14 protein-coding genes, 1 tRNA gene and 4 pseudogenes are annotated in these 19,475 nt (G+C 62.5%); 9 read left to right on the forward strand and 10 right to left on the reverse strand.

All coding sequences use genetic code 11. The features are described 5' to 3' along the window. The first annotated feature begins 103 nt into the window (after positions 1–103). From X742_RS159225 to X742_RS159210, 4 genes are all read left to right on the forward strand, one after another. Positions 104–1,696: a peptide ABC transporter substrate-binding protein gene (locus X742_RS159225; protein ID WP_023771522.1), complete on the forward strand. Its 1,593-nt coding sequence runs from the start codon at positions 104–106 to the stop codon at positions 1,694–1,696. A 164-nt stretch (positions 1,697–1,860) separates the two neighbouring features. After that, positions 1,861–2,784 (forward strand): ABC transporter permease subunit, encoded by a 924-nt coding sequence (locus tag X742_RS159220; protein WP_015318681.1) that lies wholly within the window; start codon positions 1,861–1,863, stop codon positions 2,782–2,784. Next, the gene (locus X742_RS159215) at positions 2,777–3,898 is read left to right on the forward strand and encodes an ABC transporter permease subunit (protein WP_023771523.1); all 1,122 of its coding nucleotides are present in this window, start codon (positions 2,777–2,779) and stop codon (positions 3,896–3,898) included. The genes X742_RS159220 and X742_RS159215 overlap by 8 nt, the downstream gene beginning before the upstream one ends. Positions 3,899–3,931: 33 nt before the next feature. Continuing rightward, positions 3,932–5,551 carry an ABC transporter ATP-binding protein gene (locus X742_RS159210; protein ID WP_023771524.1) on the forward strand — a complete coding sequence of 540 codons (1,620 nt, stop codon included), beginning with the start codon at positions 3,932–3,934 and terminating at the stop codon, positions 5,549–5,551. Between the two features lie 39 nt (positions 5,552–5,590). Here the strand turns inward: X742_RS159210 and X742_RS159205 are convergent, their stop codons facing one another. The 5 genes from X742_RS159205 to X742_RS159190 form a co-directional block, all read right to left on the reverse strand. Beyond that, on the reverse strand, positions 5,591–5,926 hold the full coding sequence (locus tag X742_RS159205) for a hypothetical protein (protein WP_023771525.1): 336 nt from the start codon (positions 5,924–5,926) through the stop codon (positions 5,591–5,593). A gap of 146 nt (positions 5,927–6,072) precedes the next feature. Continuing rightward, positions 6,073–6,510 (reverse strand): hypothetical protein, encoded by a 438-nt coding sequence (locus tag X742_RS159200; protein ID WP_023771526.1) that lies wholly within the window; start codon positions 6,508–6,510, stop codon positions 6,073–6,075. 2 nt (positions 6,511–6,512) lie between these two features. Then, entirely contained in the window at positions 6,513–6,728 is a 216-nt protein-coding gene (locus X742_RS159195; protein WP_023771527.1) for a hypothetical protein, read from the reverse strand. A 603-nt stretch (positions 6,729–7,331) separates the two neighbouring features. After that, on the reverse strand, positions 7,332–7,622 hold the full coding sequence (locus X742_RS0136525) for a hypothetical protein (RefSeq protein ID WP_023784612.1): 291 nt from the start codon (positions 7,620–7,622) through the stop codon (positions 7,332–7,334). 638 nt (positions 7,623–8,260) lie between these two features. Beyond that, a tRNA-Pro gene (locus tag X742_RS159190) sits at positions 8,261–8,337 on the reverse strand. A 198-nt stretch (positions 8,338–8,535) separates the two neighbouring features. Here X742_RS159190 and X742_RS1000000171505 point away from each other — a divergent pair. The 5 genes and pseudogenes from X742_RS1000000171505 to X742_RS159180 all read left to right on the forward strand — a co-directional run. Further along, positions 8,536–8,895, forward strand: a pseudogene (locus tag X742_RS1000000171505) (phosphomannomutase/phosphoglucomutase); the annotation flags it as partial. Between the two features lie 35 nt (positions 8,896–8,930). Beyond that, positions 8,931–9,675 (forward strand): annotated as a pseudogene (locus X742_RS01000000169930) (hypothetical protein); the annotation flags it as partial. Positions 9,676–9,680: 5 nt separating this feature from the next. Continuing rightward, positions 9,681–10,193 (forward strand): annotated as a pseudogene (locus tag X742_RS1000000172260) (phosphomannomutase/phosphoglucomutase); the annotation flags it as partial. Positions 10,194–10,197: 4 nt separating this feature from the next. Further along, a pseudogene (locus X742_RS159185) lies at positions 10,198–10,635 on the forward strand (phosphomannomutase/phosphoglucomutase); the annotation flags it as partial. Positions 10,636–10,645: 10 nt separating this feature from the next. Beyond that, the gene (locus tag X742_RS159180) at positions 10,646–12,880 is read left to right on the forward strand and encodes a mannose-1-phosphate guanylyltransferase/mannose-6-phosphate isomerase (RefSeq protein WP_023771533.1); all 2,235 of its coding nucleotides are present in this window, start codon (positions 10,646–10,648) and stop codon (positions 12,878–12,880) included. A gap of 6 nt (positions 12,881–12,886) precedes the next feature. On the opposite strand, the gene betB is transcribed toward X742_RS159180, so the two are convergent. The 5 genes from betB to betI all read right to left on the reverse strand — a co-directional run bounded on the left by betB (position 12,887) and on the right by betI (position 19,357). Continuing rightward, on the reverse strand, positions 12,887–14,350 hold the full coding sequence (betB, locus tag X742_RS159175) for a betaine-aldehyde dehydrogenase (RefSeq protein WP_023771534.1): 1,464 nt from the start codon (positions 14,348–14,350) through the stop codon (positions 12,887–12,889). An 85-nt stretch (positions 14,351–14,435) separates the two neighbouring features. Beyond that, positions 14,436–16,088: a choline dehydrogenase gene (gene betA / locus X742_RS159170; protein ID WP_023771535.1), complete on the reverse strand. Its 1,653-nt coding sequence runs from the start codon at positions 16,086–16,088 to the stop codon at positions 14,436–14,438. Then, complete coding sequence (locus X742_RS159165; RefSeq protein ID WP_031247804.1) at positions 16,081–17,085, reverse strand: threonine/serine dehydratase; 1,005 nt, start codon at positions 17,083–17,085, stop codon at positions 16,081–16,083. The genes betA and X742_RS159165 overlap by 8 nt, the downstream gene beginning before the upstream one ends. Before the next feature lie 155 nt (positions 17,086–17,240). After that, on the reverse strand, positions 17,241–18,770 hold the full coding sequence (gene betC / locus X742_RS159160) for a choline-sulfatase (RefSeq protein ID WP_023771537.1): 1,530 nt from the start codon (positions 18,768–18,770) through the stop codon (positions 17,241–17,243). Continuing rightward, a complete protein-coding gene (gene betI, locus X742_RS159155; RefSeq protein WP_023771538.1) occupies positions 18,767–19,357 on the reverse strand; it encodes a transcriptional regulator BetI in 591 nt (196 codons plus the stop codon). Before betI ends, betC begins: the two co-directional genes overlap by 4 nt. Between the last annotated feature and the right edge of the window lie 118 nt (positions 19,358–19,475).

Genomic DNA, 19,475 nt, shown 5'->3' on the forward strand with positions numbered 1-19,475 from the left:
GCCGCCGGAGGGAACCGACGGCACGCCCGAAGGAGCCAGACATCGGCTCCGGGGCGTCAACACGTAAAGGCGCGCCGATGGCAGCGCCGACAGGGAGAACTTCATGCTGACAAATATGCTGAAGGCGACGGTATTCGCCACCACCATGGCTGTAACCGCCGGCGCATTCTACACGCCGGCTTTCGCGGAGACCGTCTATAACAGGGGCACCGCCGCTGAATCGGAATCGGTCGATCCGCACAAGACCTCTACGGTCTACGAAGCCAATGTGCTGCGTGATCTGTTCCAGGGATTGGTCATGCAGGACGAGAAGGCGAAGCTTATTCCGGGCGCCGCCGAAAGCTGGACGGTATCGGATGACGGCACCGTCTACACCTTCAAGCTGCGCAAGGACGGCATGTGGTCGGACGGCAGCCCGGTGACGGCGGACGACTTCGTCTATGCCTTCCACAGGCTGGAAGATCCGGCGACCGGGGCCGAATACGCCTCGATGCTGTATCCGGTGAAGGGCGCGGAGGACGTCAACACCAAGAAGGGCAAGCCCGAGGACATGGGTGTCAAGGCGATCGACGCCGGCACCCTGGAGGTGACGCTGAAGGCGCCGACGCCCTACTTCCTGGAGATGCTGACCCATCAGGCGACCTATCCGGTGAGCAAGGCCTCGATTGAAAAGCTTGGCGCCGACTGGATCAAGCCGGGCAATCTGGTTTCGAACGGCGCCTATACGCTGGCCGAATGGGTTCCCAACGACCACATGAAACTGGTCAAGAATCCCAAATTCTGGGACGCCGGGTCCGTCAAGTTCGACGTCGTCAACTACATTCCGACCGAGGATCGTTCATCGGCGATGAAGCGCTTCGAGGCCGGCGAACTCGACAGCTATGACGATCTGCCGACCGAACAGCTCGCCGACCTCAAGACCAAGTTCGGCGACCAGATCCATGTCGGGCCGTATCTCGGCACCTACTATTATGCCATCAAGACCGACAAGGCGCCGTGGAACAACCCTGAATTGCGCAATGCCATATCGATGGCGATCGACCGTGATTTCATCGCCGAAAAGGTCTGGCAGAATTCGATGCTGCCCGGCTATTCGATGGTGCCCCCCGGCATCGAGGGCTACACGCCCGCAATGGCCAAATATGCCGACATGCCGCAGATCGACCGCGAGGACGCGGCCAAGAAGATCCTCGAGAAGCTTGGCTACACCCCCGAACATCCGCTGAAGATGGAAATCCGCTACAACACCTCGGAAAACCACAAGAACACGGCAGTGGCGATCCAGGAACAATTGAAGCCGCTTGGCGTCGACGTCACGCTGCTCAACACCGACACCAAGACCCACTACTCCTTCCTCGAGCAGAAGGGCGACTATGACGTGGCGCGTGCCGCCTGGATTGCCGACTACAAGGATCCAGAGACCTTCCTCGGCATCACACGCAAGGCCAGCGGCAACAACTATTCCAACTACAACAGCCCGCAATACGAAGCGGCAATGGACAAGGCCGCGGCCGCCGGCGGCAAGCCCGAAGAGCGCATGAAGGACCTCTCAGCGGCCGAGCGCATCCTCATCGACGATGTCGGCCAGATCCCGCTTCTCTACTACAGCTACCACGACATCGTTTCCTCGAAGCTGCATGGCTTCGTCGACAATGTGATGGACGTGCATCCGTCGCGCTTCGTCAGCAAGGACTGATCCCTGGCCAAGCCGCCGCGCAACTGATGCGCGGCGGCGCTGGTTTGCCATCGCATCGGCCCGGGAAGCGGAAATCGATTTTCAGAACATCCGGTGCGAAGATTTGAAGGCTGGAGCGCAATCGCCCGAGTGGACGAGCATGCTCCGGATCAAGCGGGGCGCCGATGCTGCGATACGTATTCCGGCGGCTTTTGACCGCCATCCCGACGCTGTTCGTCATCGTGACGATGGCGTTCTTCCTGATGCGCGTCGCGCCAGGCGGTCCATTCAACCAGGAGCGGGGGCTGAGCCCTGAGATCAAGGCCAACTTGGAAGCCCAGTTCGGCCTCAACGACCCGCTCTGGCTGCAATATGTCCATTATCTCGGCAATCTGCTGCGTGGCAATTTCGGCCCGAGCTACAACATGCCGGATTTCACAGTCACCGAACTGTTTGCCAAGGGCCTGCCCATTTCCGTTCAGCTCGGCGCCTCGGCGCTGATCCTGGCGCTGCTGCTCGGCAGCGTGCTCGGCACCATTGCCGCGCTCAACCAGAACAAGCTTGGCGACTATACCGTGATCGCCTTGGCGACAGCCGGCAGCACCATCCCGACCTTCGTCATCGCGCCGGTGATCCAGCTTGTCTTCGGGCTGACCTGGAGGCTGTTGCCGATCGGCGGCTGGGGCGACGGCGCCTTCATCAACAAGGTCGGCCCGGTGCTGACACTTGCCTTGCCTCAAATCGCCATCGTTGCCCGGCTGATGCGCGGCTCGATGATCGAGTCGCTGCGATCCCATCATATCCGAACGGCGCGCGCGCTCGGCCTTTCCGACTGGTCGGTGGTGGTTAAGCACGCGCTGCGCGGCGCCATCCTGCCGATCGTCTCCTTCACCGGCCCGGCGGCGGCGGCACTGCTGACCGGCTCGGTCATCGTCGAGACGATCTTCTCTATTCCGGGCGTCGGCCGCTATTTCGTCGATGCCGCGCTCAACCGCGATTATACGCTGGTGATGGGAACGGTGGTGGTGATCGCCATTTTTACCATCGTCTTCAACCTGATCGTCGACGTCATGTACGCGGTCGTCGACCCGAGGGTGCGCTATGACTGACATCGCAGCCACGGCCCCCGCAATCGTTGGTCGCTCGCTTTGGGGCGATGCCTGGGCGCGCCTCAAGGCAAACCGCGCCGCCATGTTCAGCCTCTACTACCTCGCCCTAATTGGGGTCATCAGCGTCTTTGGCCCGTGGTTCGTGCCGCATCAATACACGACCATCTACGCCGATTATGTGCGCATGCCGCCAAGCCTCTCGGCCTATCCGAAACCCGATATGATCGAGACGGCACTTACCGAAGCGATCAAACGCATGCGGGTCGAAATCAAGGACTGGCACCAGGAGGGGAGCCAGGTCTTCGTCACGGTCAAGTCGACCAAGCCGATCGACGACCGCAACATCCGCTACCTCGATCGCTCCGATGCCTTCGACGACACCAAGATCGAAAACAAGTCGCCCGACGGCCTCGAAGTGACGATGAGCGCGTCGGTCAAGCAGCAGTATTTCCTGTTCGGCACCGACAATACCGGCCGCGATCTTCTCTCCCGCACGCTGATGGCGGGGCGCATATCGCTGGCCATCGGTCTGCTTGCCGGTGTCGTGGCGGTGGTGATCGGCGTGATCTACGGCGCCGCCGCCGGCTTTTCCGGCGGCAAGGTCGATGAAGTGATGATGCGCATCGTCGACGTGCTCTATTCCTTGCCTTTCATCTTCTTCGTCATCATGCTGGTGGTGTTCTTCGGCCGCAACTTCGTGCTGATGTTCCTGGCGGTCGGTGCCGTGCTGTGGCTCGACATGGCGCGCATCGTGCGCGGCCAGGCGCTGTCGATTCGCCGGCAGGAATATGTCCAGGCGGCGGAAGCCATGGGCATTGGCCAGGGTGGCATCCTGATCCGCCATGTCATCCCGAACCTGCTTGGCCCGGTGGTGATCTACATGACGCTGCTGGTGCCGCAGGTCATCATCCTGGAGAGCTTCCTGTCGTTCCTCGGGCTCGGCATCCAGGAGCCGATGACCAGCTGGGGCGTGCTGATCTCGGTCGGCGCCAAGAACATCGGCACCGCCAACTGGCTGCTCCTGTTTCCCGCCTTCTTTCTGGTCTCGACGCTGTTCGCCTTGAATTTCGTCGGCGACGGCCTGCGCGACGCGCTCGACCCAAGGGATCGATAAAGATGGGGATCGATAAAGATGGGGACCGCTGAGATGGCTGCTTCCGAAACGATCCTCAGCGTCAGGGACCTGCGCGTCCGCTTCCGCACGCTCGACGGTGCGGTCGAAGCGGTCAAGGGCATCAACATCCACGTCAACGCGGGCGAAACGGTTGCCGTGGTCGGCGAGTCCGGCTCCGGCAAGAGCCAGACGATGATGGCGGCGATGAGCCTGCTGGCCTCCAATGGCGAAGCGTCAGGCCATGTCGACTATCGCGGCCGCAACCTGCTGACCCTGAGCAAGTCCGAGCTGAACAAGGTCCGCGGCCGCAAGATCAGCATGATCTTCCAGGAGCCGATGACTTCGCTCGATCCGCTCTATTCGATCGGCAACCAGCTGATCGAGCCGATCCGGCGGCATCGTGGCCTGAGTGCCGCCGCAGCGCATGAAGAGGCGCTCAAGCTGCTGCGGCTCGTGCATATTCCCGATCCGGAACGGCGGATGAAATCCTATCCGCACGAAATGTCCGGCGGCCAGCGCCAGCGCGTGATGATCGCGATGGCGCTTGCCAATGACCCCGACATCCTGATCGCCGACGAGCCGACGACGGCGCTTGACGTGACCATCCAGGCGCAGATCCTGATGCTTTTGGCCGAACTGCAGCGCAAGCTCGGCATGGCGATCGTCTTCATCACCCATGACCTCGGTATCGTCCGGCGCTTTGCCGACCGTGTCTATGTCATGCGCCAGGGCGAGGTGGTCGAGGAAGGCGAGGCGGAAGCCATTTTTGCCAATCCACGGCACGCCTATACCAAAATGCTGCTGGCGGCTGAGCCGACGGGAACCAAGTCGCCGCCGCCAGCCGATGCGCCGGTGGTGCTCGAAGGTAGGAATGTCGAAGTCACATTCAGGATCGGCGGTGGGTTTCTGGCCGGCGAACCGCTGATGCTGCGGGCCGTCGATCACATCTCGATCCGGCTGCAGCGCAACCAGACCATCGGCATTGTCGGCGAATCCGGCTCGGGCAAGTCGACGCTCGGCCGCGCCTTGCTGCGGTTGCTGCCAAGCGATGGGCTCATTCGGTTCGGCGATCGCGATATCTCCACTGCCGACCGGCGGCAGATGCGGCCGCTGCGGCGCCAGATGCAACTCGTCTTCCAGGACCCGTTCGGCTCGCTGTCGCCGCGCATGACCGTCGGTCAGGTCGTCACCGAAGGGCTACTGGTGCATGAGCCCAACCTTTCAGGAAAGCAGCGCGACCAGCGCGCGGTCGAGGCCCTGCGCGAGGTCGGCCTCGACCCCAATGCACGCAACCGGTACCCGCACGAATTTTCCGGCGGACAAAGGCAGCGCATCGCCATTGCCCGCGCCATGATTCTGAAGCCGAAGATGGTCGTGCTGGACGAGCCGACATCGGCGCTTGACCGCTCGGTGCAGAAACAGATCGTCGAACTGCTGCGCAAGCTGCAGGCCGACCACGAACTGTCCTATCTCTTCATCAGCCACGATCTGTCGGTCGTGCGCGCCTTGGCCGACTACATCATCGTCATGAAGCAAGGCAAGATCGTCGAAGAGGGGCCGACGGAAGAGATATTCAGGAATCCACGGGCGCCTTATACGCAGACGCTGATGAACGCCGCGATCGACGTCACTCGGTTTCGACTGAGCGCGTAAAGCGCCGGTAGGGGCAATTATCGCGGCGTCTTCTGTCGCTCAGCTCGCGCACTTGCGTGCGCGCACAGCGACAATGGCATCCTGCTGTTGCTTCAGCCGGTCGATCCTGGCCGTTTCACGGTTGGCGACCGCGGTCTTGACGCGCGATCCGCCCAGCAGCCAACGCGGCACGCTGGTGTTGGCGACCTTGCCTCGGGTGATCGCCGTCTGCGAGATGTCGCGCGCGCTACTTCCCAGCGCACTGTTCAGCTCGCTACAGCTTAGGCTCTCGTATTTGGCCGGATCGGCCGTCCTGCCGATCGATGAGCATCCGGCAGCCAGGAAGGCCACAGCCAGAAGAGCGGGTGCCGACCTTGTCCTTGAAATCAAACTCATGCGCGCGTCCGGCCCGGCCGTTTTGCCGCCTCCCTGATCTTCATCGATCAACCTAGCGCTGATACCCATTTCGTCAAAGTTTCACCGGCCGGCCAGTGCTCGCGTTCTGCACTTGGCTATCGGCCCGCTTATCGCTGTCGGAATTTTTACGCTGCTTGGGCGGCCAATTCGGTCATGGAGCAACCACCGCCGAGCACAATCTGGGCAATGTCGGCCGCATTGTCGTCTACATGCGCCGTCACCAGCACAATCCCCTCGCCGATACTTAGCCGCTCGGGTGTTCTGGTGGCCGCGACCATGGCTCCGAGTAATCCGCCGAGGCCGCCGCAGAACACGCTGACCAGGGCTATTGCCGACAGGCCGGTCGAGAAAAGGTTGATGTCGTAAACAGCGACGGCGCCGAGCCACGCCAACAGCCCGGCGGCAGCGGCCAGCATGACACCCGGGGACCTCAGGACATCGATTTCGTCACGATAGGGCCCGATAATGGCGATCTGTACGCGCGGGACCCCGGCCGCCAACAGGTCCCCGGCGATCCGCGCCGCTTCGGCATGGGATTCGAAAAGCTTACTGATTGTTGGCATGGTCACTCGGACGTTGCGTCCGTCAGCGTGTCGGTAACGAACGATGCGGCGATCAGATCGTCCCCGTCGATGCGGCCTCGGCCGCCTTCGATCACGGCCGCTACTTTTTGGAAGGTCTTCATTTCACCCTCGGTGATCTGAGCGTGTTGCATTCTGGTTTTGAGGCTATCTATGCGCATCCCCAATACATGGGATGTTACAGTCTCATGGTTGGACATTGTGGTGCTCATCCGTTCCCGCTTCGCTTGGTTTTCCGCGCCCGAACTCGAACTTGGGCCGAGTGGAAACGTTCCCGGCGCAGGGCTTCGGTCGGGTGGATGTCGGACCTAAGTCTGAGCCTAGAACGCATTGGTCTTGCCAAGCCGGCCGGCCGGAACAGCCGCTCTTTATCACCGTTGTCTGATTGCAAATTACGGGAGAAGTTTGATGGAAAAGAGTGTTGGTCAGGCGCGCTGGTTGCTCGCACCGATTTTCGCGGTGGCCATCACCTTCATGGTGGCTGGAATAGTCCTCAGCTAATCCCTTAGCACATTGGCTCAGCCAAGTTCCTTCGTAGGTCGATAGGCTTCGTCCGTCGCATGCAAGTGCAAGCGAGCATGGATTCGGCGAACCCTCAAGTCTTGGTGGCCAGTTCACTTCACCGCAGAATTCTCGCGACTTGCTTCCGAGTGGGGTGAGATATTCGGGGTTGAAACGATCCGCTTCGCATGGCTGTATTTCAGGCGAGAACTCGAAGCCATTTGCATGAAACGCGCCGCGCAGCGTGCTGGGCAAAGTCACCTGGTGGCCGGGCTCGCGAGAGCCGGGCCACCAGTCAGGCATCAGTAACCGCCGTTTTCCATCACCACCGGATGATGGTGACGGTGGTGGGTGGAGACGGAGCCGGTGACGACGACTGTATTCCGATGGTGATGCCAATGGCGACGGCCATGGTCATAGAACGCTACCCTCCCGTGGTGTCGGTAATGCAGGCGCTGGCCTTCCTCGTTGATGATCCTGACGTTGTGGTGGTGCCGATGGTGGGTCCTGATGACGACGTCAGCCTCGGCTGCCGAAGCCAAAGCGGGCAATCCCATCGAAAGCGCCAAAGCGCACATGATCATTGTTTTCATTGCAAGTTCTCCAACTGCTTTGATTAGCCCTTCGTTGGATACAACTGCTGTTGATCCCTTTGGTTCCGGTTCCCCGGGACAGCCGGACGCAGCATCGAAGGGCTGGCTATCGCGTCGCCACGATTTGAAAAAGAGGGGCTTGCTTCCGGCCATCTGCGCCGGCGGTGGCAAACACCACTCGCGTTCTGTCACTGCTAGGGAGGAACGCTCTGCCGCAAATGTGAAGACAATTCGCCCACCTGGCACCAGATCCCGTCAGGCGACGGAACATTAGGCCGGCCTAACAGTTCTTCCCGCAGCAGACATCACGGTTTGGTGTCCGCTGAAGATCAGCAGGCAAAGGCTGATCGGCCCGCGTCCTCCGCCAGAGGCGCGGGCTTCACCGGGCAACAGGAGTGAGATTATGAACAACATTATTTGGCTGGTGGGAGCGGTGGTCGTCGTCATAGCGGTATTGAGCTTTTTCGGCCTCCGCTAGACGCCTGCACACGGTGGCAGGGACTTCGTGGCCCATGCCCCTAAGAGGAACGAATCTCGCGTCCGTTCCCAAGGAACAGGCATGATCTTGGGCAAGGCTCTATCTCTGGTGAATCTCGGGTGGGGCGCCAAGGTCGGGATGCGCTAACATACTGAATTTCTGGTCGGAGTGGCAGGATTTGAACCTGCGACCCCCTCGTCCCGAACGAGGTGCGCTACCAGGCTGCGCTACACTCCGTGACCAGATCGCGGGCTTATAGCCGCCACACTTCGTTCCTGCAAGCGGCAATGGCAGCCCTTCTGTCGCATTTCGTACGCTTTCCGCGGGCATTGCCGGATGGCCCGAATTTCGGTCGGGATAAACGCGGTTTAAAGCCTTGTGTGCTAAGCCGCTGCATTGATGCATCGTATTTCTGCCGCTTGGAGCCCTGCCGTCTTGCCCCTAAAAATCGTCGGCGAAGCTTGGCCAAACAGCTTCGAATTCGAAACCGCGGCGCTGATCAAGGCATCCGGTTTTCGTGAATATGACGCGCGCTGGTGGTTCGGCCATCCCGGTTCGACAGTGCCGCCAGAACTCAATCTGATCGGCGTCCAGGCGCTTGGCATGGGGCTCGGCACGATGATCCGGCGTCTCGGCGTCGGGCCCGACATCGTCACCGGGCATGATTTCCGTTCCTATTCGCTTGGCATCAAGCTGGCGTTGGTTTCGGGGCTGATGGCGGCCGGCGCGCGGGTGAAGGATATCGGTCTGGCGCTGTCGCCGATGGCCTATTTCGCGCAGTTCGCGCTCGATACGCNATCCGCCGTCTCGGCGTCGGGCCCGACATCGTCACCGGGCATGATTTCCGTTCCTATTCGCTTGGCATCAAGCTGGCGTTGGTTTCGGGGCTGATGGCCGCCGGCGCGCGGGTGAAGGATATCGGTCTGGCGCTGTCGCCGATGGCCTATTTCGCGCAGTTCGCGCTCGATACGCCGTCGGTGGCCATGGTTACCGCCTCGCACAACGAAAATGGCTGGACCGGCGTCAAGATGGGAGCGGCGCGGCCGCTGACCTTCGGCCCCGAGGAGATGAGCGCGCTGAAGGCGATCGTACTGGCCGGCGATTTCGACCTTGTTGGCGGCGGTTCCTATGATCTCGTTTCCGACTTTCGAGAGACGTATCTCGACGATCTGACCCGAGACAAGCGCATCACACGAAAGCTCAAAGTGGTTGCCGCCTGCGGCAATGGCACTGCTGGCGCCTTTGCCCCTGAAGCGCTGGAACGGATCGGCTGCGAAGTGATCCCGCTCGATGTCGAGCTTGANCACTGCTGGCGCCTTTGCCCCTGAAGCGCTGGAACGGATCGGCTGCGAAGTGATCCCGCTCGATGTCGAGCTTGATCATACATTTCCAAACTACAATCCCAATCCGGAAGACATGCAGATGCTGCATGCCATCCGAGACAAGGTGCTGGAGACCGGCGCCGATGTCGGGTTGGGATTCGATGGCGACGGCGACCGCTGCGGTGTCGTCGACAATGAAGGCAACGAGATCTTTGCCGACAAGGTCGGCGTCATGCTGGCGCGGGATATCTCGCGGCNGCCGATGTCGGGTTGGGATTCGATGGCGACGGCGACCGCTGCGGTGTCGTCGACAATGAAGGCAACGAGATCTTTGCCGACAAGGTCGGCGTCATGCTTGCGCGGGATATCTCGCGGCAGTATCCGGGTTCGACCTTCGTCGTCGACGTCAAGTCGACCGGACTGTTCAACACCGACGCGGTGCTGCGCGCCAATGGCGCTGTAACCGACTATTGGAAGACCGGCCATTCCTACATCAAGCGCCGGGTTGCCGAACTCGGCGCGGCCGCCGGCTTCGAAAAATCAGGCCACTTCTTCTTCAACCCCCCGATCGGGCGCGGCTATGACGACGGACTGGTCACGGCAATCGCCATCTGTCAGATGCTGGAGCGTAACCCGGCCAGATCGATGGCCGATCTCTACCGGGCACTGCCGCTGACCTTCGGCACGCCCACCATGTCCCCCCACTGCGCGGACGATGTGAAGTACGGCGTCGTCGAACGGGTGGTCTCCGATTTTCAGGCTCTGAAGCGTGANGATCGGGCGCGGCTATGACGACGGACTGGTCACGGCAATCGCCATCTGTCAGATGCTGGAGCGTAACCCGGCCAGCTCGATGGCCGATCTCTACCGGGGCCTGCCGCTGACCTTCGGCACGCCCACCATGTCCCCCCACTGCGCGGACGATGTGAAGTACGGCGTCGTCGAACGGGTGGTCTCCGATTTTCAGGCTCTGAAGCGTGATGGCTCCAGTTTTGCCGGCCAGAAGATCGGCGACCTCGTCACCGTCAATGGCGTGCGCGTCGTTGCCGAGGACGGAACCTGGGGGCTGGTGCGGGCTTCGTCGAACAAGCCGGAACTGGTCGTGGTCGTCGAAAGTCCGGTCTCGTCCGAGCGTCGCCGACAGATGTTCGATGCCGTCGACGCCGTGTTGCGCCGCAGTCCGGAAGTCGGCGCTTACAACCAGACTTTTTGACAGGGCATCCATGGGCCAGCGCATCGTCAGTTTTGTCATGAGCGGCGGCGTCGGCTCTCGGCTATGGCCGCTGTCACGCGAGGACAATCCCAAGCAGTTCCACGATCTGTCGGGCGACGGTTCCATGCTCGTCAAGACCTTGCGCCGCCTGACGGCGAGACCGGCTGGCGAAACGCCGATCTTCCTGATCGCTTCGGAGCGTCATGCCGATCGTGTCCATGCCGACTTGGCCGGTCTCGATCTTGCCGGCGGCGGCCCCCTGTTCGAGCCCGCGGGACGCAACACGGCCGCCGCCGTCGCACTGGCGACCCTGCGCACGCTGTCGGAATTCGGCGACAGTCTGGTTCTGGTGGTGCCCTCGGATCATGAAATAGCGACAGCAGGGCAATTCTGGCAAAGTATCGAGGCGGGATCGCAGGCGGCGCGCGCCGGCCGTCTGGTGGTGTTCGGCGTCAAACCGACCCAGCCGGAAACCGGTTACGGCTATATCGAGGTATCGGCCGAGAGGGGCGGGGTGTTCGACGTTTCGCGTTTCGTCGAGAAGCCCGACCTTGCGAAGGCCAACGACTATCTCAAGGCGGGAAATTTCTACTGGAATACCGGCATCTTCCTGTTTCGGGCCGGTGCCATGCGCGACACCTTCAAGACATTCCAGCCCGACATCTGGCACGCTACCGAAGCGGCTTACGAGGCGGCCACAACGGACCTGTCCGGCCTCTATATGCCGCTGGAACTCTACGCGGCGATCCCGTCGAACTCGATCGACTATGCCATCATGGAGCGGGCAAAAGACATAGCCATGGTGCCGGCCGGCTTCCGCTGGAACGATCTCGGCTCCTGGCAATCGCTCCTCGATGTCGGTCCCGCCGACGACCGGGGCAACGTCGTTGTCGGCGATGTCGTCGCCATCGATTGCGAGAATTCCTATATCCGCAGCGATGGCCGCCTGCTGTCGGCGATCGGCATGAAGGACGTTGCCATCGTCTCGACGGCGGATGCCACTTTCGTTGCCCCGGTGAGCCACAGCCAGCACGTCAAGAAGATCGTCGAACAACTCGAAAAATCAGGACGGCTGGAAACCAGATTCACGCCGGCGCATGACCGCGTCATCGAAAGTGGCGCCTGGCGGCGGCGCGTGCATCACTGGCTCTTCCAGGAGACCTTGCCGTTGTGGTCGACATCAGGCGTCGACGAGCGGCACGGTGGCTTTCACGAGGCGCTGGGTTTCGACACCAAGCCGCTTGTCAAGCCCAAGCGCATGCGCACCCAGGCCAGGCAGGTCTATGCCTTCGCGGTTGCCAAGGAGCGCGGTTGGACCGGGCCGGCCGACCGGCTGATCGCGCATGGCATCGACTTCATGGCGGGGCAGGGCCGCACCGAACGAGGCGGTTGGGTGCGCACGCTGAATGTCGATGGCTCCGTCGCCGATCCGGTCGAGGACGCCTACGATCATTCCTGCATTCTGCTGGCGTTGGCGCATGCGCATATGTCGGGCAATGCCGACGCCTTGCGGCTCGGCGAAGAGACCTTCGCCTTCCTTGACGCGCATCTGGAGGACAGCCGCATGACCGGCTTCCTCGACACCTCGGACGGAGCGGGCGAGCGACGCTCCAACCCGCACATGCATCTGCTCGAAGCTTTCCTGGCCTGGCACCAGGCAACCGGTGAGCGTGCGCATCTGCGTCGCGCGGCGCGCATCATCGAGCTCTTCCGCAGCCATTTCTTCGACGCTGAGAGCTGGACACTCGGCGAGTATTTCGATGCAGAATGGAAACCGGTACCGGGAGAGAAGGGGACCTGGACCGAACCTGGCCATCACTTCGAATGGGCATCGCTGCTGGTCGATTTCGCCGGCCGCAGCGGCCAGGCCGAACTGAGCGTCTTTGCCCGAAAACTCTACGCCTCGGCAGTCGCCAATGGCCTCAACCGGGCCACTGGCCTTGCTTATGGCGCAGTCTCGCGGCAAGGACTGCCGCTCGACCTGATCTCGCGCAGCTGGCCGCAGGCCGAGGCGCTCAAGGCGGCGATCGCGCTGGATGGCTCGGGCGGTCCCGATCTGAAGCCGGAGATCGAGGCGAGGGTCGGCCGGCTGTTCCGCTGGCACGTCGACCCGGCGCCGCTCGGCCTGTGGATCGATCGCATCGACGAACGCGGCCGCTCGCTGGCAACTGACGTGCCGGCGAGCATCTTCTACCATTTGGTCTGTGCGCTGACGCAGTATCTGGATGGAACGGCGGAGAAGTAGGCGGGATCAGTACGGACTGGCGACGTCCCCGGTTTCCACATAGATCGACTTCAGCTGCGAATAGAGCGCCAGCGCCGCCAGCGAATTCTCGCGCCCGATGCCGGATTGCTTGACGCCGCCGAAGGGGATTTCCACCGGCGTCAGATTGTAGGCGTTGATCCAGCAGGTTCCGGCCTGCAACTCGGCGATGACGCGATGGGCGCGCGGCAGGTCGCGTGTGAAAACGCCGGCGGCAAGACCGAACTCGGTGTCGTTGGCGCGGTCGATCACCTCATCCTCGCTGTCGAATTTCAGCACGCTCATGACCGGGCCGAAAATCTCCTCGCGGGCGATCCGCATCGTGTCGGTGACGCCGGTGAACACGGTCGGCTCGACGAAGAAGCCGCCCTGGAAGCCCTGCAGCGACGGCACATTGCCGCCGCAGGCCAGCGTCGCCCCATCCAGCTTGCCGGCCTCGATATGGCCGACGACCTTGTCTTGCTGTGCCTTGGAGACCAGCGGGCCCATCTGCGTTTCCGGGTCGAGCGGATCGCCGATGCGGATTTTCTTGGTCCGCTCGACCAGCCGCTCGACAAAGCGGTCGTGAATACCGCTCTGGACGAAGACGCGCGTGCCGTTGGAACAGATCTGGCCGGTCGAATAGAAGTTGCCGAGCATGGCGCCGCCAATGGAATTTTCTAGATCGGCATCGTCGAAGACGATCAACGGCGACTTGCCGCCGAGTTCCATCGTCGCGTGCTTCATCCTGGAGCCCGCCAGCGACAGCACCTTGCGCCCGGTCGGCACCGAGCCGGTCACTGAGACCTTGGCGACGACATCATGGCCAACAAGGCCGGCGCCGACGTCGCCATAGCCTTGCACGACGTTGAACAGCCCGTCGGGCAGGCCGGCTTCCGAGTAGATCTCGGCCAGCGCCAGCGCCGAAAGCGGCGTGTTTTCCGATGGCTTGAACACCATGGCGTTGCCCATGGCGAGTGCGGGTGCGGATTTCCAGCCGGCGATCTGGATCGGATAGTTCCAGGCGCCGATCCCGACGCAGACGCCGAGCGCCTCGCGGCGCGTATAGGCGAATGGCCCGCCGAGGTCGACCGCTTCGCCGTTGAAGACAGCGACCGCGCCGGCGAAATATTCAAGGCAGTCCGCGGCGGAAGGTGCATCCGCCACCAGCGTCTCCTGGATCGCCTTCCCGGTGTCGAGCGTCTCGATGCGGGCAAGATCGGCGTTGCGGGCGCGCAAAATGTCGGCGGCTCGGCGCAGGATGCGGCCGCGCTCGACCGGCTTGAGGCGCGCCCAGGCCGGCTGTGCGGCGCGGGCGGCCTCGACCGCCAGTTCCAGCACGTTCGGCGTCGCCGAACGCAGCATGGCGATGGTCTCACCCGTAGCCGGATAGATCACCGGCAGCGGCGCGCCGCCTTCGTCCTCGATATAGCGTCCGTTGACATAGTGCGAAGCCGTGGGCTGGGCGCGCATGGGAAGTCTCCAAATCGTTTTGGCCCAAGCGACGGCTATTGGGCGGGCGCCTGTCGGGCGGCTCACTCTATCGGCGGATCATGGCCTATCTGTCGGACGCCTGCCAGCGCGGATTGATCCATGGTTCCTGGTTGGACGGCGCGAGCGGTGTGCGGCCAAGGATGTGATCGGACGCTTTTTCGCCGGTCATGATCGATGGCGCGTTGAGGTTGCCGTTGGTGACCCGCGGGAAGATCGAGGAGTCGGCGACCCGCAATCCGTCGACGCCGATAACCCGGCATTCCGGATCGACCACGCTCGATTGATCATCGACGTGGCCCATTCGGCAGGTGCCGCAGGGGTGGTAGGCGCTTTCGGCATGATCGCGAATGAACACGTCGAGATCGTCGTCCGACTGGACATGGCTGCCCGGAGAGAGTTCCTGTCCGCGATAGGCATCGAAGGCCGACTGGCCGAAGATTTCGCGGGTCAGGCGGATGCAGTGGCGGAACTCCGCCCAGTCGTCTGGATGCGACATGTAGTTGAAGCGGATGACCGGCTTCGCTTTCGGATCCGGCGAGCGTAGCGTCACCGAGCCGCGCGACTTCGAGCGCATCGGTCCGACATGCGCCTGGAAGCCGTGCGACTTCGCCGCCGCCTTGCCGTCATAACGCACCGCCGCCGGGATGAAGTGGTACTGGATGTCGGGATAGTCGACGCCTGCCTGCGAGCGCACGAAGGCGGCCGCCTCGAAATGATTGGTGGCGCCAAGGCCCGATTTGAAGAACAGCCACCGCGCCCCGATCATCGCCTTGGAGAACGGGTTCAGCACTGAATTCAGCGTGATCGGTTTGGTCGATTCCTGCTGTATGTAGAGCTCCAGATGGTCCTGCAGGTTGCCGCCGACTCCAGGCCGGTCGGCCACGACGGCAATGCCGTTTTCGCGCAAATGCCCGGCCGGGCCGATACCGGACAGCATCAGGATCTTTGGCGAGTTGATCGACGACGCCGCGACGATCACTTCACGTCGCGCCTTAACGACCTGAATCTGTTTGTGAGCTTCGATCTCGACGCCGATGGCGCGTTGATTCTCGATGATCACCCGGCGCGCGAAGCCTTTGACCAGTCTGACGTTTTTGCGCCGGAGGGCCGGCTTCATATAGGCTGATGCCGCCGACCAGCGGCGGCCGCCCAGAATGGTCTGCTCCATCGGGCCGAAGCCTTCCTGCTTGGCGCCATTGTAGTCGTCGGTCAGTTCAAACCCTGCCTGGCGGCCCGCTTCGACGAAGGCGCCATAGAGCGGATTGCGCCGCGAGCCGCGCTGCACATGCAGCGGGCCGCCGTGCCCGCGCCAGCCGTCCTCGCCGCCGTCGGAATCCTCCATGCGCTTGAAGTAGGGCAGCACGTCGGCGAAGCCCCAGCCGGTCGCGCCCTGTTCGGCCCAATGGTCGAAGTCGCGGGCGTGGCCGCGCACATAGACCATGCCGTTGATCGAGGACGAGCCGCCGATCACCTTGCCGCGCGGCGTCGCCAGCACGCGGCCACCCAGATGCGGTTCCGGTTCACTGGCGAAGCCCCAGTCGTAGAGGCTCATGTTGAGCGGTATCGACAGCGCCGAAGGCATCTGGATCAACGGCCCGATATCGGTGCCGCCGAATTCGATGACGATGACCGAATGCTTGCCGTCTTCCGACAGGCGGTAGGCCATGGCCGAACCGGCGGACCCGGAGCCGATGATGACGAAATCCGCTTCAAGCATGGTTCATATGCGCCATAAAATCGGCGAGCGAAACGTTGCCGCCGGTAACCACCACCAGGACGGTCTTTTCCGCCACATCCACCTTGCCACCGAGCAATGCCGCCAGCGACGCCGCACCTGACGGTTCGAGCACCAGCTTCATACGCTCGAAAGCGATCCGCATCGCGCGCCGCACCGACTGATCGTCGACCGTGATGCCGCGCACGCCAGCGGTCTTGACCGCGGCGAACGGCGCGTCGCCGGGCCGGCGCGACATCAGTCCGTCGCAGATCGATTTAGGACCGATCGGCATGGTCTCGATGCTGCCATGCGCCAGCGACGAGCCCATGCCGTCGAACCCTTCGGGCTCGACGCCGACGATCTCGGTCGCCGGCGACAGATAGTGGAAGGCGAGCGAAACGCCGCCGATCAGCCCACCGCCACCGACCGAGCAGAACAGGAGATCGGCACTGGCATCCCTAGCCGACAGCTGGTCGAGCGCCTCGAGGCCGGCACCTGCCTGACCCGCGACGATCTCGGGATCGTCGAATGGATGCAGGAGCGCTAGCCCTTCTGTTTCAGCGATTTCGCGCGCCTTGGCCGCCGCGACCTCTTCACGCGCGCGATCGCCATGGTCTGTCAGCACAACGCGCGCGCCATAGCCTGCGGTAGCATCGCGCTTGGCGGCCGGCGCGTCGATCGGCATGACGATGGTCACCGGAATGCCAAGCGCCTGGCCGGCCGCAGCCAGCCCTTGCGCGAAATTGCCGGAGGAATAGGCGACGACGCCCTTCTTCGCCTCGTCGGGCGAAAGCCGCTTCAGCCGCCAATAAGCGCCGCGGACCTTGAAGGATCCGGCCCATTGCAGCGATTCCGGCTTGATGAAGACGCGAGACGCGCCGGTCTCCCTGGCGAGCGCCGCCGATTCCAGCAGCGGCGTGACCTGTGTCGCCCGTGACGTTACCGCATAGGCCTGCCTGAGATGGTCGAGAGTGGGAACGAGAAGGTCTGTCATCATTCGCCTCGCGGATACCTTTTGCTCTCTTCGAGATTGTCCAGGTTCATGTGATTGCGCATGTACNGATTCCAGCAGCGGCGTGACCTGTGTCGCCCGTGACGTTACCGCATAGGCCTGCCTGAGATGGTCGAGAGTGGGAACGAGAAGGTCTGCCATCATTCGCCTCGCGGATACCTTTTGCTCTCTTCGAGATTGTCCAGGTTCATGTGATTGCGCATGTACCGCTCTGACGCCTTCTGCAAGGGCTGGAAATCCCAGGGGTAGTAGGCGCCGTTGCGCAGCGCCGGATAGACGACCCAGCGGCGTGCCTGGTTTTCGCGCACGGCGGCATCGAAGCCGGCCATGTCCCAACGCGCCCGGACCTTTTCCAGGAATGCCGCCACAAGACCCGCATTGGCGGGGTCGTCGGCCAGGTTGTCCCGCTCGAGCGGATCGGCTTCGAGATCGAACAATTGCGGCGGATCGAGTTCGCAATGGACGAATTTGTATCTGCCTTCGCGGATTGCCACCAAGGGCGCATAGGACCCCTCCGCCGCGTACTCGATCAGCACCGGTGCCGTGCGCTGCCCGCCCTTGGTGAGCGGCAGCAGCGACTGGCCGTCGGTCCACGGCGCGATCGCCCCGATGTCGATGCCGGCAAGGTCGCAAAGTGTTGGTGCCACGTCGAGATTGGAGACCGGCGCCTCGATCAGCCCGGCACGAATGCCCTTGCCGGCGATCATCAACGGCACCCGCGCCGAGCCTTCGAAGAAGCTCATTTTGAACCACAGGCCTCGCTCGCCGAGCATGTCGCCGTGATCCGAACAGAACAGGATGATCGTGTCGTCGGACATACGCGTCCGCGTGAGAACGTCGAGGAGCTCGCCGACCTTGTCGTCGACATAGGAGATGTTGGCGAAATAGCCGCGGCGCGAACGACGCACCTCTTCGGGCGTGATCTCGAAAGAGGGATAGTCGCTGGCATGGTACAGTCGCCGAGAATGCGGATCCTGCTCGTCTTCAGCGATGTACCCGGTTTCCGGATCCAGCACCTGGCAATGCTCATAGAGATCCCAGTACTGCTTGCGCGCGACATAGGGATCGTGTGGGTGCGAGAGCGAGACGGTCAGGCACCAGGGCCGATGGCTCGCATCGTCCTGTTCGCGCGAAAGCTGATAGAGCTTCTGAGACGCGAGGAACACGACCTCGTCGTCATACTCCATCTGGTTGGTTGTTTCCGCAACGCCGGCGCCGGTCACCGAACCCAGATTATGATACCACCACTCAATGCGCTCGCCGGGTTTGCGGTAGTCCGGCGTCCAGCCGAAATCCGCCGGATAGATGTCGGTGGTCAGCCGTTCCTCGAAGCCGTGCAGCTGATCCGGTCCGACGAAATGCATCTTGCCCGACAGGCAGGTGTAGTAGCCGGCCGCACGCAAATGATGGGCGAAGGTGGGGATCGACGAGGCGAACTCGGCGGCATTGTCATAGACACCGGTGCGCGACGGCAACTGGCCGCTCATGAAGGAGGCGCGGCCCGGCGCGCAGAGTGGCGAGGCGGTGTAGTTGTTGGCAAAGCGCGCCGAACGCGCGGCCAGCCCCTTCAGATGCGGCGTGTGCAGAAATTCCGCCGGCCCATCCGGGAACAAGGTCCCATTGAGCTGGTCGACCATGACGATCAGGAAATTGGGTCGCTTCGCTGTCACTGCTTGTGCCGTCCGCCAAGTTTGGTTTCGAGATAATCCTCGACCAGCGCGATCGCTGTCGCGGCGTCAGGCACGCCATCCTTCAGCGCGCGCCTGATGTAGAGCCCGTCGATCATCGCCGCCGTCGCTTCCGCGGCGCGATCGGCTTCTGTCCTCGGCAGGATGCCGGTCAATCCACTCATCAGGTTGGAATGCAGCCGCCGGGCATAGATTCTGAGCAGCCGGCGCAGCGAAGACGATTGCTGCGCCTCGACATAAAAAGCGAGCCATGCGGCGATGGTTTCGGCCCGGAACTGGACATCGGAGAAGTTGACGGCGACCACGACCGAGACGCGCTCGCGCGCGGTGCCGGCGCACTGCAGGGCGCGGCGCATATCGATGGTCAGTTCGGCCAGAATGTGCCGCATCGTCGCGAACAGCAGCTCGTCCTTGGCGCCGAAATAGTGGTGGGCAAGCGCAGAAGACACACCGGCGCGTCCGGCGATCTCCGACATGGTCACGTCAAGCGAGCCACGCTCGCCGATCGCCGAGATCGTCGCGTCGATGAGCGCCCTGCGGCGCAATGGCTCCATTCCGACTTTTGGCATGCCGTTCCCGATTTTTGCGGGAGATTATTTTTTATTGACGCGTCAATCAATAAAAAATCGACCTCGACGCGACCTGTACCAAGCGATTTTCGCGTTGCGGCCCTTCACGGCTCCGGTG

Source organism: Mesorhizobium sp. LNHC229A00 (genome assembly GCF_000502415.1).
Lineage (GTDB): Bacteria > Pseudomonadota > Alphaproteobacteria > Rhizobiales > Rhizobiaceae > Mesorhizobium.

Excerpts from the sequence above, each read along its gene's own strand:
- X742_RS159225 (WP_023771522.1), top strand. The coding sequence starts at position 104 with ATGCTGACAAATATGCTGAAGGCGACGGTATTCGCCACCACCATGGCT.
- X742_RS159220 (WP_015318681.1), top strand. The coding sequence starts at position 1,861 with ATGCTGCGATACGTATTCCGGCGGCTTTTGACCGCCATCCCGACGCTG.
- X742_RS159215 (WP_023771523.1), top strand. The coding sequence starts at position 2,777 with ATGACTGACATCGCAGCCACGGCCCCCGCAATCGTTGGTCGCTCGCTT.
- X742_RS159210 (WP_023771524.1), top strand. The coding sequence starts at position 3,932 with ATGGCTGCTTCCGAAACGATCCTCAGCGTCAGGGACCTGCGCGTCCGC.
- X742_RS159205 (WP_023771525.1), bottom strand. The coding sequence starts at position 5,926 with ATGAGTTTGATTTCAAGGACAAGGTCGGCACCCGCTCTTCTGGCTGTG.
- X742_RS159200 (WP_023771526.1), bottom strand. The coding sequence starts at position 6,510 with ATGCCAACAATCAGTAAGCTTTTCGAATCCCATGCCGAAGCGGCGCGG.
- X742_RS159195 (WP_023771527.1), bottom strand. The coding sequence starts at position 6,728 with ATGTCCAACCATGAGACTGTAACATCCCATGTATTGGGGATGCGCATA.
- X742_RS0136525 (WP_023784612.1), bottom strand. The coding sequence starts at position 7,622 with ATGAAAACAATGATCATGTGCGCTTTGGCGCTTTCGATGGGATTGCCC.
- X742_RS159180 (WP_023771533.1), top strand. The coding sequence starts at position 10,646 with ATGGGCCAGCGCATCGTCAGTTTTGTCATGAGCGGCGGCGTCGGCTCT.
- betB (WP_023771534.1), bottom strand. The coding sequence starts at position 14,350 with ATGCGCGCCCAGCCCACGGCTTCGCACTATGTCAACGGACGCTATATC.
- betA (WP_023771535.1), bottom strand. The coding sequence starts at position 16,088 with ATGCTTGAAGCGGATTTCGTCATCATCGGCTCCGGGTCCGCCGGTTCG.
- X742_RS159165 (WP_031247804.1), bottom strand. The coding sequence starts at position 17,085 with ATGATGACAGACCTTCTCGTTCCCACTCTCGACCATCTCAGGCAGGCC.
- betI (WP_023771538.1), bottom strand. The coding sequence starts at position 19,357 with ATGCCAAAAGTCGGAATGGAGCCATTGCGCCGCAGGGCGCTCATCGAC.